Annotated in this window: 17 protein-coding genes, 1 tRNA gene and 1 riboswitch; of the genes, 6 read left to right on the plus strand and 12 right to left on the minus strand. The window is 69.6% G+C overall.

Going from position 1 to position 15,242, the window contains the following annotated elements:
- The first annotated feature begins 150 nt into the window (after positions 1 to 150).
- Positions 151 to 453: a hypothetical protein gene (locus tag OG507_RS14655; protein WP_327367642.1), complete on the plus strand. Its 303-nt coding sequence runs from the start codon at positions 151 to 153 to the stop codon at positions 451 to 453.
- A 153-nt stretch (positions 454 to 606) separates the two neighbouring features.
- Here the strand turns inward: OG507_RS14655 and OG507_RS14660 are convergent, their stop codons facing one another.
- On the minus strand, positions 607 to 1,989 hold the full coding sequence (locus OG507_RS14660; protein ID WP_327367643.1) for a DUF445 domain-containing protein: 1,383 nt from the start codon (positions 1,987 to 1,989) through the stop codon (positions 607 to 609).
- Between the two features lie 145 nt (positions 1,990 to 2,134).
- On the opposite strand from OG507_RS14660, the gene OG507_RS14665 reads away from it, so the two are divergent.
- On the plus strand, positions 2,135 to 3,397 hold the full coding sequence (locus OG507_RS14665) for an SGNH/GDSL hydrolase family protein (RefSeq protein ID WP_327367644.1): 1,263 nt from the start codon (positions 2,135 to 2,137) through the stop codon (positions 3,395 to 3,397).
- Between the two features lie 71 nt (positions 3,398 to 3,468).
- Here the strand turns inward: OG507_RS14665 and OG507_RS14670 are convergent, their stop codons facing one another.
- The 4 genes from OG507_RS14670 to OG507_RS14685 form a co-directional block, all read right to left on the minus strand.
- Positions 3,469 to 4,176: a DUF1707 SHOCT-like domain-containing protein gene (locus OG507_RS14670; protein ID WP_327371970.1), complete on the minus strand. Its 708-nt coding sequence runs from the start codon at positions 4,174 to 4,176 to the stop codon at positions 3,469 to 3,471.
- 76 nt (positions 4,177 to 4,252) lie between these two features.
- The gene (locus OG507_RS14675; RefSeq protein ID WP_327367645.1) at positions 4,253 to 5,233 is read right to left on the minus strand and encodes an ABC transporter ATP-binding protein; all 981 of its coding nucleotides are present in this window, start codon (positions 5,231 to 5,233) and stop codon (positions 4,253 to 4,255) included.
- Between the two features lie 60 nt (positions 5,234 to 5,293).
- Positions 5,294 to 6,130 carry an ABC transporter permease gene (locus tag OG507_RS14680; RefSeq protein WP_327371971.1) on the minus strand — a complete coding sequence of 279 codons (837 nt, stop codon included), beginning with the start codon at positions 6,128 to 6,130 and terminating at the stop codon, positions 5,294 to 5,296.
- 49 nt (positions 6,131 to 6,179) lie between these two features.
- The gene (locus OG507_RS14685) at positions 6,180 to 6,980 is read right to left on the minus strand and encodes an ABC transporter permease (RefSeq protein ID WP_327371972.1); all 801 of its coding nucleotides are present in this window, start codon (positions 6,978 to 6,980) and stop codon (positions 6,180 to 6,182) included.
- A gap of 170 nt (positions 6,981 to 7,150) precedes the next feature.
- Between OG507_RS14685 and OG507_RS14690 the strand changes: the two genes are divergently transcribed.
- A complete protein-coding gene (locus OG507_RS14690; protein ID WP_327367646.1) occupies positions 7,151 to 9,562 on the plus strand; it encodes a transglycosylase domain-containing protein in 2,412 nt (803 codons plus the stop codon).
- Here the strand turns inward: OG507_RS14690 and OG507_RS14695 are convergent.
- The 3 genes from OG507_RS14695 to OG507_RS14705 all read right to left on the minus strand — a co-directional run bounded on the left by OG507_RS14695 (position 9,556) and on the right by OG507_RS14705 (position 10,763).
- On the minus strand, positions 9,556 to 9,876 hold the full coding sequence (locus OG507_RS14695; protein WP_327367647.1) for a DMT family transporter: 321 nt from the start codon (positions 9,874 to 9,876) through the stop codon (positions 9,556 to 9,558). The genes OG507_RS14690 and OG507_RS14695 overlap by 7 nt on opposite strands.
- A 39-nt stretch (positions 9,877 to 9,915) precedes the next feature.
- A riboswitch (guanidine-III (ykkC-III) riboswitch) is annotated at positions 9,916 to 9,981 on the minus strand.
- A gap of 61 nt (positions 9,982 to 10,042) precedes the next feature.
- Positions 10,043 to 10,381, minus strand: a complete 339-nt coding sequence (locus OG507_RS14700) for a GroES family chaperonin (protein ID WP_327367648.1) — start codon at positions 10,379 to 10,381, stop codon at positions 10,043 to 10,045.
- Between the two features lie 61 nt (positions 10,382 to 10,442).
- Entirely contained in the window at positions 10,443 to 10,763 is a 321-nt protein-coding gene (locus OG507_RS14705; RefSeq protein WP_327367649.1) for a DUF3618 domain-containing protein, read from the minus strand.
- Between the two features lie 129 nt (positions 10,764 to 10,892).
- On the opposite strand from OG507_RS14705, the gene bcp reads away from it, so the two are divergent.
- From bcp to OG507_RS14720, 3 genes are all read left to right on the plus strand, one after another.
- Positions 10,893 to 11,360, plus strand: a complete 468-nt coding sequence (bcp, locus tag OG507_RS14710; protein ID WP_327367650.1) for a thioredoxin-dependent thiol peroxidase — start codon at positions 10,893 to 10,895, stop codon at positions 11,358 to 11,360.
- Positions 11,361 to 11,640: 280 nt separating this feature from the next.
- Positions 11,641 to 12,642, plus strand: a complete 1,002-nt coding sequence (locus tag OG507_RS14715) for an HNH endonuclease signature motif containing protein (RefSeq protein WP_327367651.1) — start codon at positions 11,641 to 11,643, stop codon at positions 12,640 to 12,642.
- Positions 12,643 to 12,685: 43 nt separating this feature from the next.
- Positions 12,686 to 12,769, plus strand: a tRNA-Leu gene (locus OG507_RS14720).
- A gap of 62 nt (positions 12,770 to 12,831) precedes the next feature.
- Here OG507_RS14720 and rdgB read toward each other — a convergent pair.
- The 4 genes from rdgB to OG507_RS14740 form a co-directional block, all read right to left on the minus strand.
- Positions 12,832 to 13,434: an RdgB/HAM1 family non-canonical purine NTP pyrophosphatase gene (rdgB, locus tag OG507_RS14725; protein WP_327367652.1), complete on the minus strand. Its 603-nt coding sequence runs from the start codon at positions 13,432 to 13,434 to the stop codon at positions 12,832 to 12,834.
- Between the two features lie 21 nt (positions 13,435 to 13,455).
- Positions 13,456 to 13,848 carry a hypothetical protein gene (locus OG507_RS14730; protein WP_327367653.1) on the minus strand — a complete coding sequence of 131 codons (393 nt, stop codon included), beginning with the start codon at positions 13,846 to 13,848 and terminating at the stop codon, positions 13,456 to 13,458.
- Between the two features lie 110 nt (positions 13,849 to 13,958).
- The gene (rph, locus tag OG507_RS14735) at positions 13,959 to 14,696 is read right to left on the minus strand and encodes a ribonuclease PH (protein ID WP_327367654.1); all 738 of its coding nucleotides are present in this window, start codon (positions 14,694 to 14,696) and stop codon (positions 13,959 to 13,961) included.
- 118 nt (positions 14,697 to 14,814) lie between these two features.
- Positions 14,815 to 15,048, minus strand: a complete 234-nt coding sequence (locus OG507_RS14740) for a glucose PTS transporter subunit EIIB (RefSeq protein WP_014156020.1) — start codon at positions 15,046 to 15,048, stop codon at positions 14,815 to 14,817.
- Between the last annotated feature and the right edge of the window lie 194 nt (positions 15,049 to 15,242).

A 15,242-nucleotide genomic window follows, 5' to 3' on the forward strand; every position in this document is an offset into this window, starting at 1 on the left:
CAGGGTAAACGGCTGTGCACCCCCTCGGCGACAGGAGGACCGCACACCGCGTTAGCCTCGAAGCCCCGGGCTGCGAGTCGAGTCCGGACGCCCCGGACAAGAACGAGTCGAGTCCGGACGACAAGGAACAAGAAGGCGAAGGTGGCTGCGATGGCGAAGGTTCCGGCAGCGGCGGTGGCGGCGGGCGGGCTGGTCGGCGGATACGCCGTCGCGCGGTGGACCGGGAAGCGGCCGCTGGGCGGGGTCGCGCTGGCCGCCGCGGGCACCGTCGCCGCGTACGAGTGGAACCGGCAGGCCGGGCCGCGCGCGGCCGTCGGGCTGAGCACGGCGTATGTCGCCGCGTTCGCCGGTTCGCACCCGCTGGCCAAGAAGGTCGGCGCCTGGCCCGCGGTCTTCGCCGTGGCGGGCGGCGTGGCCGCCGCGTCGTGGGCGGTCACCCGCCGGGCCGTCTGAGACCGGCCGGCAGACAGCCGGTGATGATTTTCCGGACGCGTTGAACGCGGGCGGGAGCCGGGCCGTATTCAAGGGCACTCCCCCGCGTAAGCCGGGTGCGTATCCGTACGACAGGACGGGTGCGCACCCGGAGCCCCTCTCGGAGCGGTGGCGTTACGCGCCGAACGCCCGCGACACCGTATAGATCAGCAGCCCCGCCAGCGCGCCCACCACCGTGCCGTTGATCCGGATGAACTGCAGGTCACGGCCGATGTGTGCCTCGATCTTCTTCGACGTCTGGTCCGCGTCCCAGCTCGCGACCGTGTCACTGATCAGCGAGGTGATCTCCGCGCGGTACCTCGTGACGACATGGACCGCCGCGTCCTCCAGCCAGCCCTCCAGCTTGGTCTGCATCCGCCCGTCCGTCGCGAGCCGCGCGCCGAAGGTCAGCAGTGAGGCCCGCGCCCGCAGCCGTAGTTCGCTCTGCTCGTCCTCCGCCGCAGCGAGCATCATCGTGCGCACCGACGACCAGGCCGACGCGATGACGTCCTGGACCTCGCCGCGCCCCAGGATCTCCGACTTCAGCCGCTCCGCCCGCGCCCGGGTGTCCGAGTCCGTCTGGAGGTCGGCCGCGAAGTCCGTCAGGAACGTGTCGATCGCACCGCGCGCCGGGTGCCCCGGCATGTCCCGCATCTCGGTGATGAAGCGCAGCAGTTCCTTGTAGACCCGCTCGCCCACCCGCTTGTCGACGAACCGCGGCGTCCAGCCCGGCGCCCCGCCCTGCACCGCGTCCATCACCGAATCGCCGTGCAGCACCAGCCAGTCGTGGGCGCGCACACAGATCAGGTCCACCACCCTGCGGTGGCCGCCGTCGGCGACGATCTTCTCCAGCATCTTGCCGAGCCCGGGGGCGATCTCCGCCGCGTTGGCCCGCCGGGTGATCGCCTCGGCCACCACGGCCTGCACATCGGAGTCCCGGAGCACCGTCAGCGCGCCGCGCAGCGCGGTCGACAGCTCGGCGGTGACCCGGTCGGCGTGCTCCGGTTCGGCCAGCCAGGCACCGAGCCTGCCGCCGATTTCGAGGGCGTGGATCCGGCTGCGCACGACATCGCCGGAGAGAAAATTCTCGCCGACGAAGGAACCCAGGGAGGCTCCGAGCTGGTCCTTCTTGGTGGGGATGATGGCGGTGTGCGGGATCGGCAGGCCGAGCGGACGCTTGAACAGCGCCGTGACGGCGAACCAGTCGGCCAGCGCACCCACCATCCCCGCCTCGGCGGCCGCGGCGACGAAGCCCGGCCAGCCGCCCACACCCGCGTTCTTCGCCCAGGTGGCGAGGACGTACACGAGCGCGACCAGCAGAAGGAGGCCCGTGGCCGTGGTCTTCATCCGGCGTACGCCGCGACGCTTCTCCTCGTCGGCCGCGGTGTACGCGAACGAGGCGAGGGGGGCCGGGCGGACGCCCGGCGCGGGACGGGGCACGCCCGCCACCTGCTCCCGGGCATGCCCCGGCTGTCCCGCACCCTGTTCCCCGGGTCCGGTCCCATCGATCCGTTCCATCCGCTCCACCCGTCCGCGTACGCATCGCCCCCGGTGCCCCGTACGCATTGTCCCTACCTGACCTACTCCCGGGCCGCACGTCGAGTTCCCGACACCTTGCCCCATCATGGGATCAGTCCGATAACCACGAGGAGACACACCGCCCATGCCCAGGCGCCAGGGGTACGCCCTGCTCATCACCCTCGTGGCGGGCACCGCCGCGCTCGCCGCCGGTGTGGCGTTCGCCGGCTCCCTGCTGTTCTCCGGCCCCGGCGCCCGGCCGGAGCGGATCGCCGTGCCCGAGCAACGGTCCGTGGCCCGTACTCCCGCCGCACCGGCGCACTCCACCGGCCTGTGGACCGCCACCTGGGCGGCGGCTCCCGTCGCCGGGGTGAGCGACACGTACCGCGGCAGCGACCTGACCCGGCGCACCATCCGTAACGTCGTGCACACCAGCATCGGTGGCGACGCCGCCCGCATCACCCTCTCCAACCTCTTCGGTACGCACCCGCTGGTCATCGACCACGCCACGGTGAACACCCGCCCGGTGACCTTCCGGGGCGCCGGGACCGCGACCGTCGCCGCGGGCGGGCGGATCGTCAGCGACCCGGTGCTCCTCCCGGTCGCCGCCGACGCCGATCTCGTCGTCACCCTGCGCACCCCCACCGCCGAGGGCCCCGTCACCGTCCACCCCGGCTCCCACCAGACGTCGTACGTGGAGGACGAGCACGGCACCTGGAGCACGACCAGCTGGCGCTACCTCACCGCCGTAGACGTACGCAACGAGAGCGCAGCCGCCACCGTCGCCGGAACGATCGCGGTGATCGGCGACTCGCTCACCGCGGGCACCTGCTCCACCGTCGACGCGAACAGCCGCTGGCCCGACGTGCTCGCCGACCGGCTGCGCGGCCGGTACGGGGTGGCCAACGCGGGGATCTCGGGCAACCGCATCCTGCGCGACGGAGGCGGCGTACGGGCGAGCGCCCGCTTCGACCGCGACGTACTGGGCGTCGCCGGGGTGAGGACGGTCGTCATCGCGCTCGGCATCAACGACGTACAGCAGTTCCCGCAGGAGACCGACCCGCGGCGCATCACGGACGCTCTGCGGTCCATGACCCACCGCGCCCACGCCCGCGGACTGCGGGCCGTCGGGGCGACCCTGATGCCGTACGAGGGGTACCGCTCCTGGACACCCGCACAGGAGGCCGTACGGGAACGGGTCAACGAGCTGATCAGGGCGGGCGGGGTCTTCGACTCGGTCATCGACTTCGACAGGGCGGCCCGCGACCCGTACCACCCGGCCCGCCTCCTGCCCGCCTACGACTGCGGCGACCACCTCCACCTGAACGACACGGGCTACCAGCGGCTGGGCTCACTGGTGGACCCGGCGGCCCTGGAACACCACGGACCGGTCTCGGACCGGCTCTGACGGCGGGACGGGGCCGGGGGACGGTTCGGGGCCCGCCCGGCAGCGGCGGAGGCGGTGTGCTCGGAAGAGCCCTAGCCGGCGCGCCCCTCGCCCTTCTCCAGCCGCCCCCGCTCGCGCTCACGGTCCAGCTCCCGCTCCCGCGCCGCGCCCTTCAGCCGCTGCTTCTCCGCTCTGCTCCGCTTGCGCTCCACCCCGACGCCGCCCATCAGCGCGAACCCGGTGATCCGTACCCGCGGGGCATCCGGTGAGGGAACGCCCTCGTCCTTCGAGTGCTCCCCGAAGCCGCCCATGATGCCGATGCCCCTGACCTCGACATTCAGCTCGGGCGGGACCGTCACGTGCATGCCGCCCATGATCGTGAAGCAGCGGATGACCACCTCGCGGTCCTCGAAGTTCGCCTCGCGCAGATCGATCTCGCCGCCGCCCCACATCGCGAACGCGGTGAACTTCCGGGCCACTGTCCAGTTACCCCGGCGGCCGAACCCGCCCCAGAACGCGAACGCACCGCCCGACGTGGCGGGCTTGCCGACACGGTCGGCCCAGCGCACCGCCGAACCGGCCACCGCGGGGGCGGGGGCGGAACCTGCCGGGGACAACGGGGACAACTGGGTGCCCGGCGCCGGGAGATCGCGGACGATCGGTGCCAACTCCCCATGCGTACGCGCCTTGTAGGCCGCTTCGAGCCGCTGCTCGAACTCCTCCATCTCCAGCCGGCCCTCGGCCACCGCCTCGCGCAGGATCTCGGCGACACGCTCACGCTCGGCGTCCGAAGCACGCATTTCCGGAAGGTCACTTGTCATACCGCGCAGCCTATTGAACGTGTACGCTCCCGTCACCGATCCACTGGTCCAACGGTCACCCGCCGGCCGACGCGTACATCTTCGCGATCACGGCCTCGATGTCCGGCTCCCGCACCGAGAGGTCGACCAGCGGATAGTCCGCGGCGATCCTGGCGACCAGCGGCGCCGCCGACTCCGAGGACGGGAAGGCCAGCCACTGACGCGGCCCCTCCACCTTCACTGTACGGACCGAAGCCGACTCAAGCCGGATCGGCGGGAGTTGACGCTCAAGATCGACCACCAGCATCCGCTCGCTCTCGCCCACCTCATGCAGTCCGGCGAGCGCCCCGTCGTACATCAGACGGCCGTGGTCGATCACCATCACGCGCTTGCAGAGCTGCTCGATATCGGTCAGATCGTGCGTGGTGAGCAGCACGGTCGTGCCGCGTTCGGCATTCAAGTCCCTCAGGAATCCCCGGACTTTGGCCTTGGAGACGACGTCCAGGCCGATCGTCGGCTCGTCCAGGTACAGCACCTCGGGATCGTGCAGCAGCGCCGCCGCGATGTCTCCGCGCATCCGCTGCCCCAACGACAGCTGCCGCACGGGGACGTCCAACAGCTCGGCCAGATCGAGGAGTTCGACACAGCGGTCCAGATTCTCCCGGTAGCGGGCATCGGGAATCCGGTACATCCGGTGCATCAGCCGGTACGAGTCACGCAACGGCAGGTCCCACCAGAGCGTGGTGCGCTGGCCGAACACCACACCGATCCGGTGCGCCAGCCTCGTACGCTCCCTGGAAGGGTCGATGCCCGCCACCCGCAGCCGGCCGCCGCTCGGGGTGAGGATGCCGGTCAGCATCTTGATCGTGGTCGACTTCCCGGCGCCGTTCGGGCCGATGTAGCCGACCATCTCGCCGCGCGCGACGCGGAAGCTGATGGAGTCGACCGCCCGCACCTGACGGCGTTCAGCGCGCATGAAGCCGGTCTTGCGGCGCACGTCGAAGACCTTTTCGACGTGGTCGAGTTCGATGAAGTCGGTGTCGGTTTCTGCGTTCATGTCCGATGCCCTCGCCCTGCTCGGTGTTCGGTGCTCGGTGCTCAATGTTCCGTGTTTCCGTCAGCTTCCCGTGCTGCGGTACGCGCGCAGGCCCCGGCGCCAGGCCAGGCCCGCGAGCAGCCAGCACAGCCCCGCCACCACCGGGGGCAGGAACGCCACCCACTCCGGCAGGTCCAGCGGATAGTCCCGGCCCAGGACGTACAGCGCGGGCAGCCAGTTCACGAAGGCCAGCGGCACCACGAACGTGACCCCGCGCACCAGGTCCTTCCCGAAGATCGACGGCGGGTACTGGAGCAGCGTGTTCCCTCCGTACGTGAAGGAGTTCTGCACCTCGGAGGCGTCCTGCGCGACGAACTGGAACGCCGCCCCGGCCACGAACACCGCCGCGAAGATCGCCGCCCCGCTCAGCAGCATCAGCACGATCATCGCCGCCTTCAGCGGGGTCCAGTCGATGTCCAGCGTCACCAGCGCGTACCCGAGAACCAGCGCCCCCTGGGTGATCCGCCCCATCCTGCGCAGCGCGAACCGGTCCGCGGCGACCTGGGCCAGCACCGGCGCCGGCCGCACCAGCAGCGTGTCCAGCGTGCCGTCGCGCACCCGCCGCCCCAGCCGGTCCATCGAGCCCATCACCAGATCCGCGAGACCGAACGCGGTGCCCGAGGCCCCGTACAGCAGCGCGATCTCCGGCAGCGTGTAACCGCCCAGCGCGTCCACGTGCTGGAACATCAGCAGGATCGCGACGAAGTCGAAGGCGGTCACCGCGAAGTTCCCGAACGCCGTCATCGCGAACGAGGCGCGGTACGCCATCGTCGAGCGCAGCCACATCGCCGCGATCAGCCCGTATGCCCGGACCCCCTCGACGAACCGCGACCGCTCGACGAACACCACCGCGGGCACGTCCGCCGCCGCCCCGGCCACCTCCGCCGCTTCCACCGCACCGGCCGTCTCAGCCACCCTGAACCACCACCCTCCTCGTCGCCACCGACTGCACCGAGCGCCCCACCAGCAGCAGCGTGAGCGCCCAGCCGCCCTGGAAGGCGTATGCCTCCACCAGCCCCCACCCCGTGCTCTTGCCGAGCAGCACATCCGCCGGCACCTGGAGCAGCGAGGACCACGGCAGCACCCGCGCCACATCGCCCAGCACCCCGGGGAACAACGTCAGCGGCAGCAGCATCCCGGAGAAGAACATCCCGGCCAGGGAGGTCATCTGCGCCACCCCCGCCCCGTCCAGCAGCCAGAACGCGGAGAGCGCCACCAGATAGCGGATCGCGAAACTGACCAGGACACCGAGCGCCACCGAGACGAGGAAGGCCAGCCAGATCCCCGGCGAGGCGGGCAGCGCCAGATCGAAGGCGAGCGAGCCCAGCAGCATCGGTACGATGCCCCGGCCCAGCAGATGGAAGGCGGCCCGGCCCAAGTCGCCTGCCATCCACCACAGTTGGAGGTCAGCGGGCCGGTAGAGATCGACCGCGACATCGCCGGTACGGATCCGCTCGATCAGTTCGTCCTCGAAGCCGCCGCCCATCATGGCGCAGGTCATCAGCAGCGCCTGGCCCAGCCATACGTAGGTGAGCGCCTGGGACATGTCGTAGCCGCCGAGTTGCGGGCGCTCGTCCCACAGCGCCGTATAGGTGTACGCCATGATGAAGCCGAAGACGGTGTTGGTGAACACCCCCGCCGCCGTCGCGGTCCGGTAAGTGGCATAGCGCCGGAACCCTCCCGCCGCCACCACCGCGTACAGCCGCACCGCATCCACCCCCATCGCCCGGGTGCCCACCGGCGTTGGACACCAAAGCGCACGACCTTAGCCCAGCGCAGACGATCGCCGCGACCGCTTTTCGGGGGTCGATCCGGGGCTTATTCCGCAGAAAAGGGCACTATGGGGGAACTGACCGCGGCCGAGGAGTCTGCACGGACATGAGCGACGAGCCACAGCAGCCGAGCGGGGAGCACGAACCCCATGGCTGGCCCCCCAGGGACCCGTCCGCCCACGGCAGAGACAACGGCAACGTCGGCGCGGAACAGGGCGGCAACGCCGGCACGGGGAAGCAGCCCACGGGCTCCAGGAGCCCCAAACGCCCCAAGCGCACCGGCTGGCGCCGCGCCGTCCCCACCTGGCGGATGGCCCTCGGCACCGTACTCGTCGTCGCCCTGCTGCTGATCGGCGGCTTCATCGCCGGATACGAAGTCGTCGACATCCCGCCCGCCAACGCCAGCGCCACCGCGCAGTCCAACGTCTACCTCTACAAGGACGGCAGCGTCATCGCCCGCTCCGGCGATGTCAACCGGGAGAACGTCAGACTCGCCCAGGTCCCGCTCACCGTCCAGCACGCCGTCCTCGCCGCCGAGGACCGCGACTTCTACTCCGAACGGGCCGTCGACCTCAAAGCCATGACCCGCGCCGCCTGGAACACCCTCACCGGCAAGGGCAGACAGGGCGGCTCCACCATCACCCAGCAGTACGTCAAGAACTACTACCTCGGCCAGGAACAGACCGTCATCCGCAAGATCAAGGAGTTCTTCATCGCGGTCAAACTCAACCGCGAGGAGTCCAAGAACCAGATCTTCGAGGGCTACCTCAACACCAGTTACTTCGGCCGCAACGCCTACGGCATCCAGGCCGCCGCGCAGGCCTACTACGGCAAGGACGTCGGCGACATCACCACCGCCGAGGGCGCCTACCTCGCCTCCCTGCTCAACGCCCCCAGCGCGTACGACGTCGTCGTCCACCCCCAGAACAAGCCCGCGGCCCTCGCCCGCTGGAACTACGTACTCGACGGCATGGTCAAGGAGAAGTGGCTCGGCCCCGCCGAACGCGCCGCCATGACCTTCCCCGTACCCGGCAAGGTCAAGTCCTCCACCGGGCTCTCCGGACAACGCGGCTACATCGTCCAGGCCGTCGAGGACTACCTCACCAGCAACAAGGTCATCGACGAGAACACCCTGGCCACCGGCGGCTACCGGATCACCACCACACTGGAGAAGAAGAAACAGAACGCGCTCGTCAAGGCCGTCGACGACAACGTCATGTCCAAGACGAGCAGCGAGCGTACGGCCGACCGCAACGTCCGCGTCGGCGGCGCCTCCGTCGACTCGAAGACCGGCCGGGTCGTCGCCATGTACGGCGGCGTCGACTACACCAGGCAGTACGTGAACAACGCGACCCGCCGCGACTACCAGGTCGGCTCCACCTTCAAGCCGTTCGTCTTCACCTCCGCCGTCGCCAATGGATCCACCACCCAGGACGGGCGGCGCATCACCCCCAACACCGTGTACGACGGCACCAACAAACGCATGGTCCAGGGCCCCGGCGGACCCACCGGATACGCCCCCGCCAACGAGGACGACGTCAGCTACGGACCCATCACCGTCCGCGCCGCCACCGACAAGTCCGTCAACGCCGTCTACGCCCAGATGGCCGAGGACGTCGGCCCGGAGAGGGTCAAGCAGACCGCCATCAGTCTCGGCATCCCCGCGGACACCCCCGACCTCACCCCGACCCCGTCCGTGGCGCTCGGTGTCGCCACCGCCAGCGTCCTCGACATGGCCGAGGCGTACGCCACCCTCGCCAACCACGGCAGGCACGGCGCGTACACCCTCGTCGACAAGGTCAGCAAGGACGGCGTGGAGCTGGAACTCCCCGGCAGGAGCACCCGGCAGGCCGTCAGCCGCGAGGCCGCCGACACCACCACCGCCGTCCTCCAGAGCGTCGTCGAGGGCGGCACCGCCACTGCCGCGCAGGCCGCGGGGCGCCCCGCCGCGGGCAAGACCGGCACCGCCGAGGAGGACAGGGCGGCCTGGTTCGCCGGCTACACCCCCGACCTCACCACCGTCATCGCCGTCATGGGCCAGGACCCCGAGACCGGCGTACAGAAACCGCTCTACGGAGCACTCGGGCTGGCCCGCATCAACGGCGGCGGCGCACCCGCCCAGACCTGGGCCCAGTACACCGAGGCAGCGCTGCGCGGCACCACGGTCAAGGGCTTCGACCTCACCGTCGAAAAGGGCGCCGAGGAAACCCTCCCGCCCACCGGGCAGAGCAGCAGCCCCGCCGGGACCGGGAGCCCGTCCGAGCCCCCCTTCAGCGCCCCTCCCAGCAGCCCCGCGAGCACCCCGCCCAGCAGCCCGCCGACCCCCGGGAGCAGCGAACCCGACACCGGCGGCACGGACACGGGTTTCCCGCCGGGCGGCGGACCGGAGGACGGCGGCAGGAACTACGGCGAAGACGAGGACCGCTACGACTTCCTCCCGGGCGCCCGAGGCACCCCGGCCCCGCAGGCACCCCCGGCGCCCGCAGCGCCGCAGGGCACCCCGGTACCGCTTCAGTGACCCGCGGTCGCCTTCAGGCCCACGACGGCCACCAGCAGCAGACAGACGAAGAAGATCCGGGCGGCGGTCACCGGCTCACCCAGCACCACCATGCCGAGAACCGCCGCACCGGCCGCCCCGATACCGACCCACACGCCGTAGGCCGTGCCGATCGGCAGCGTCCGCGCCGCATGCGAGAGCAACACCATGCTCACCACGATCCCCAGCCCCGTGAACACACTCGGCCACAGCCGTGTGAACCCCTCGGTGTACTTCATCCCGATCGACCAGGCCACTTCCAGCAGACCGGCGACAACGAGCAGAACCCAGGCCATGACGGCACCTCCGACGAGACAGAAACGCGAACAACACGGGGTGCGTCGTCTTTGCGGAGCCCGGTACGGCGCGTCTCGTCGGGATCACTCAACCGTAGCAAAGAACATGTAAAGGGCCTGGTGACAACGGTCACCAGGCCCTGCGTCGAGCGCCGCCGCGGGCGGCCTACAGATACAACCCGGTGGAATCCATGGACCCCTCGAACCGGTCCGCCGCCACCGCGTGCAGATCCCGCTCGCGCATCAGCACGTACGCCACACCGCGCACCTCGACCTCCGCACGGTCCTCGGGGTCGTACAGCACCCGGTCGCCCGGCTCCACCGTCCGCACGTTCTGGCCCACCGCGACGACCACGGCCCAGGCCAGGCGGCGGCCGACCGCGGCCGTCGCCGGAATCAGAATGCCGCCACCGGACCGCCGCTCGCCCTCCGGTGTATCGGACCGGACCAGCACACGGTCGTGCAGCATACGGATGGGCAGCTTGTCGTCGGTGTTCTCGCTCACGCCCCGCAACCTACCTGCCCACCGCGGCTCCCCACGCCTCCGGGGTGCACCGACCGCTCCGTCACTTCTTCCGCCGCCGCTTCGACACCGCGAACAGCCCCACGACACCCACCACGAGCAACGCCGCCGGAATCACCCGCTCCAGACGCGGGGAGCCCTCCTCGGACACGAACCGCGCCTTCACGTCCGACACCGTCCGGTTCACCGCGACGAAGGCCCGTCCCGCCGTCCGGTCCACGGCCTCGGCGGCCTTGGCCTTCGCATCCCCCATGATCGTCTTCGGGTGCACCCGCACCCCGATCTCATCGAGCACCACCGCCAGCTGCTCACGCCTGCTGATGATGTCCGCCTCGATCTGCGCAGGGGTCCTGGCATCCGACACCGCGCCGCCTCCGTGGTCCTCGTCCGGTAAACCTTCGTCGACAGTCTGTCAGCTCGACCGCCCACGCACCCGGCGGCACCCCTATTACGCTCGGTCCCATACACCCCGCGTGTCCAACTGAGGAGAACCATGAGCGAGCGACTCCAGCCCGGCGACACCGCCCCCGCCTTCACCCTTCCCGACGCCGACGGCAACGAGATCTCACTCGCCGACCACAAGGGCCGCAAGGTCATCGTCTACTTCTACCCGGCCGCCCTCACCCCCGGCTGCACCAAGCAGGCCTGCGACTTCACCGACAACCTGGACCTGCTCGCCGGCGCCGGATACGACGTGATCGGCGTCTCCCCCGACAAGCCCGAGAAGCTCGCCAAGTTCCGCGAGAAGGAGAACCTCAAGGTCACCCTGGTCGGCGACCCCTCCAAGGAGACCCTTGAGGCCTACGGCGCCTTCGGCGAGAAGAAGCTCTACGGCAAAACGGTGACGGGCGTCATCCGCTCCACGATCGTCGTGGACGAAGATGGCAAGGTCGAACGAGCCCTCTACAACGTCAAGGCCACCGGCCACGTGGCCAAGATCATCAAAGACCTCGGCATCTGAACCACCCCGAACCCCACCGGGGCCGATCCAGATCCGACCCCCGACGAAATGGCCTGCACCGCTTCAACCGCGATTGAAGCGGTGCAGGCCATTCCGCATTTTCTCGGATATCGGACGCCGCTCTCCGATAAACAGCTCGTTGATCCGTACGAGGCCGCGAACATGCGGTCGGATGCGGAGGGGAGCATGTCGGTGAATCCACACGCGCGGGAGCACCCGTACGACACTGCCCGGGAAGGCAGACACCAAGGACCCAGTTCGGCTTCCGCCAGGGGGCGTCGTGTCTGATGCGTACGAACGGGAAAGGCTCGCCACCGCCGTCGCCGAGTCAAGGAACTGGACGGATCTGATGCGCCGGCTCGGGCTCAGGAAGAGCGGCGGCCAGCGGCGTGTGCTTCAAGAGAAGGTAGCCAGGCACGGGCTGGACACAGCCCACTTCAATCAGCGCAGCCCGTGGCGAAAGTATCCGGACGCAGCCATTGCCGCCGCTGTTGCGTCCTCCTCGTCGCTGCGCGAGGTCGTCACCAAGCTCGGAGTGCCACCAGCAAGTGGCACGCTCTCTCGCATAAGCCGCCGCATCGCAGCCGCAGGGATCGACGTCAGCCACTTCCCCGGCATGAACCGTCCGCAACTCGGCCTGCTGTTCACTGGTGAGGAACTGCAGAGGGCCGCCGCTTCCGCCGAGAGCGTTCGAGGAGTGGCACGGAGCCTCGGAGTACGTGACGACGGCCAGTCGCGCTCCGCGTTGGCGAGCATGCTGCGCAAAAAAGGGATCGACACTTCCCATTTCCGCAATGCACGCCTCGTGATCCCGGAGGACACGTTGCGGGAAGCCGTTCCGCGGGCCAGCAGTTACGCAGACGTCATGCGCGTACTCGGCCTTGAGGTCAACGGCACGAATCACCGACGTGTGCGGCGCAAGGCCCTTCAGCTGAAGCTCGACACAAGCCACTTCACGCGCCGAGCCTGGGGCTCAGCTCAAGCACAGGGGCCCCGGGCGATTGCACCGACGACCCTCGTGGTGATGCCACAGGGCTCAACGCGCGTAAACCGGCAAAGACTTCACCGCGCCTTGCAGGAGATCGGTGTCGCATACCAGTGCGAGTCCTGTGACAACCCTGGCGAGTGGTTGGGCCGGCCCCTCACGCTCCAGATCGATCACATCAACGGCGACTGGCTCGACAACCGAGCCGAGAATCTCCGCTACCTCTGCCCCAACTGCCACGCATTGACCGAAACGTGGTGCCGCAACCGTCACGGTGCCAAGACGGACACCACATAACTCTTCTGGCCCGCGCCTCCTCCCCTTGTAGACTGCCAGGGAAGCGCGAGTGCTGGAATTGGTGAGACAGGCTGGTCTTAGAAACCAGTGCCCTAGCGGCGTGAGGGTTCGAGTCCCTTCTCGCGCACCCCAGCAGTGGGCCCGGCTCGTACCCATGACGAGTCGGGCCCACTGCGTCCGAACGGGCTGTTACCCCAACAGCTCCCGCACCACCGGCACCAGCGCCCGGAACGCCTTGCCGCGGTGGCTGATCGCGTTCTTCTCCGCCGGGGTCAGTTCCGCGCAGGTGCGGGTTTCGCCGTCGGGCTGGAGGATCGGGTCGTAGCCGAAGCCGTTCGTGCCGGACGGGGTGTGGCGCAGGGTCCCCGTCAGGCGGCCCTCGACCACGCGTTCCGTGCCGTCGGGGAGGGCGAGGGCGGCCGCGCAGGCGAAGTGGGCGCGGCGGTGGGCGTTGTCGATGTCGGAGAGCTGGGCCAGGAGCAGGTCCAGGTTGGCCCGGTCGTCGCCGTGGGTGCCGGCCCAGCGGGCGGAGAAGATACCGGGGGCGCCGCCGAGTACGTCCACGCAGAGGCCGGAGTCGTCGGCGACGGCGGGGTGGCCGGTGGCCTTCGCGAGGGCGTGGGCCTTGAGGAGGGCGTTCTCGGCGAAGGTGACGCCGGTTTCCTTGACGTCGGGGATGTGGGGGTACGCGTCCGCGCCGACGAGCTCGTGGTCGAGGCCTGCGTCGGCGAGGATCGCGTGGAGTTCGGTGATCTTCCCGGCGTTGCGGGTGGCGAGGATGAGGCGGGTCATGTCACCCAGTATCGGGGGTGGTCAGGGCGTGCAGACCTGGCCGATCTCCTTGGCGGCGTCGGTGACCGGGGTGATGTCGGGGGTGGCGTCGCCCTTGTCGATGGAGTCGCGGACGTTGCCGACGCCGGCCTGCAGGTCGTCGACGGCCTTGCCGAGGTCGGCGTTGTCGGTCGTGTCGCCGAGGTTGCCGAGTTCCTTGTCGATCTCGTCGAGGGCCTCGGATGCCTGGGTGGGGTCGTTCGAGGCGTTGGAGACGGCCTGTTGGAGGTTGTCGACGCTGGTGGCTATGGCGTCGGCGGTGCGGACGCAGTCGAGTGCCTTGTCGACGGCGCCGCAGCCGGCTGCGGCGGCGACGGTGAGGGCGGTCAGGGTCAGCGCGACGGTGATGCGGCGGTGGCGGGTGGCCTTGGCCATGGTGCGGGTCCTCCCCAGGTGCGGATGCGCGGACGGGCGCACGGTTCGACCCGTGCGCCCGTGTTCGTAACGACGCTCTGTGGTGCGTACTTGGTTGCTTCTTTACCTTTTCACTCGCCGAGAGTTCGGGCCAGGGCCTCGCGCTGGAGGACGGTGAGCTCCGTGCAGCCGGCGGTGGCGAGGTCGAGGAGGGCGCCCAGTTCCTTGCGGTCGAAGGGGGTGGCCTCGGCGGTGCCCTGGACTTCGACGAAGCGGCCGTCGCCGGTGCAGACGACGTTCATGTCGGTCTCGGCGCGGACGTCCTCCTCGTAACAGAGGTCGAGGAGGGGGGTGCCGTCGACGATGCCGACGCTGATCGCGGAGACGGTGTCGGTCAGCGGCTTGCGGCCGTGCTTGACGAGCTTCTTGCGCTGGGCCCAGGTGACGGCGTCGGCGAGGGCGACGTACGCGCCGGTGATGGCGGCGGTGCGGGTGCCGCCGTCGGCCTGGAGGACGTCGCAGTCGAGGACGATGGTGTTCTCGCCGAGGGCCTTGTAGTCGACGACGGCGCGCAGGGAGCGGCCGATGAGCCGGCTGATCTCGTGGGTGCGGCCGCCGATCTTGCCGCGCACGGATTCGCGGTCGCCGCGGGTGTTGGTCGAGCGGGGCAGCATGGAGTATTCGGCGGTGACCCAGCCTTCGCCGCTGCCCTTGCGCCAGCGGGGGACGCCTTCGGTGACGGAGGCGGTGCAGAAGACCTTGGTGTCGCCGAAGGAGATGAGTACGGAGCCTTCGGCGTGCTTGCTCCATCCGCGTTCGATGGTGACGGGGCGGAGCTGTTCGGGGGTGCGGCCGTCGATACGAGACATGGCGTCGACTTTATCGGGTGCCGGGGTGACGGCCGTTCGGGTGTGCGGCAGGCCCCGTCCGGGTGGGCGGGGCCTGGGAGTGCTGAGCGGCTCGTTCAGCGGGGGGCGCGGCGGCTGGTCACATCATGTCTTCGATGTCGGCGGCGATGGGGTCGGCATCGGTGCCGATGACGACCTGGATCGCGGTGCCCATCTTGACGACACCGTGGGCTCCGGCGGCCTTGAGCGCGGCTTCGTCGACCTTGCTGGGGTCGTGGACCTCGGTGCGAAGGCGCGTGATGCAGCCTTCGATCTCGTCGATGTTCTCGATACCGCCGAGCCCGGCGACGATCTTCTCAGCCTTGCTGGCCATGGCCTTCTCCCTGGTAGTTCACATGCATGCAACGGCCCACCCTGGGTCCGTTTCGTCACCGTAACGCACGTTTGGCCCAACTTCGCGAGCGAGCGACTGGGCCGTCCTCAATGATGACGATCACCGGTGCCCTGCCTTCCGGGCGGGTTACGCACCGTACCTCAAGTGGTCTACACCAGTCTGCAACGACCGCC

Source organism: Streptomyces sp. NBC_01217 (assembly GCF_035994185.1).
Classification (GTDB): Bacteria; Actinomycetota; Actinomycetes; order Streptomycetales; family Streptomycetaceae; genus Streptomyces.

Coding starts and splice junctions, on each gene's coding strand:
- OG507_RS14675 (WP_327367645.1), bottom strand. CDS start 5,233: ATGAACGCAGAAACCGACACCGACTTCATCGAACTCGACCACGTCGAA.
- OG507_RS14655 (WP_327367642.1), top strand. CDS start 151: ATGGCGAAGGTTCCGGCAGCGGCGGTGGCGGCGGGCGGGCTGGTCGGC.
- OG507_RS14690 (WP_327367646.1), top strand. CDS start 7,151: ATGAGCGACGAGCCACAGCAGCCGAGCGGGGAGCACGAACCCCATGGC.
- OG507_RS14695 (WP_327367647.1), bottom strand. CDS start 9,876: ATGGCCTGGGTTCTGCTCGTTGTCGCCGGTCTGCTGGAAGTGGCCTGG.
- OG507_RS14730 (WP_327367653.1), bottom strand. CDS start 13,848: ATGGCCAAGGCCACCCGCCACCGCCGCATCACCGTCGCGCTGACCCTG.
- OG507_RS14670 (WP_327371970.1), bottom strand. CDS start 4,176: ATGCGTGCTTCGGACGCCGAGCGTGAGCGTGTCGCCGAGATCCTGCGC.
- bcp (WP_327367650.1), top strand. CDS start 10,893: ATGAGCGAGCGACTCCAGCCCGGCGACACCGCCCCCGCCTTCACCCTT.
- OG507_RS14665 (WP_327367644.1), top strand. CDS start 2,135: ATGCCCAGGCGCCAGGGGTACGCCCTGCTCATCACCCTCGTGGCGGGC.
- rph (WP_327367654.1), bottom strand. CDS start 14,696: ATGTCTCGTATCGACGGCCGCACCCCCGAACAGCTCCGCCCCGTCACC.
- OG507_RS14740 (WP_014156020.1), bottom strand. CDS start 15,048: ATGGCCAGCAAGGCTGAGAAGATCGTCGCCGGGCTCGGCGGTATCGAG.
- rdgB (WP_327367652.1), bottom strand. CDS start 13,434: ATGACCCGCCTCATCCTCGCCACCCGCAACGCCGGGAAGATCACCGAA.
- OG507_RS14660 (WP_327367643.1), bottom strand. CDS start 1,989: ATGGAACGGATCGATGGGACCGGACCCGGGGAACAGGGTGCGGGACAG.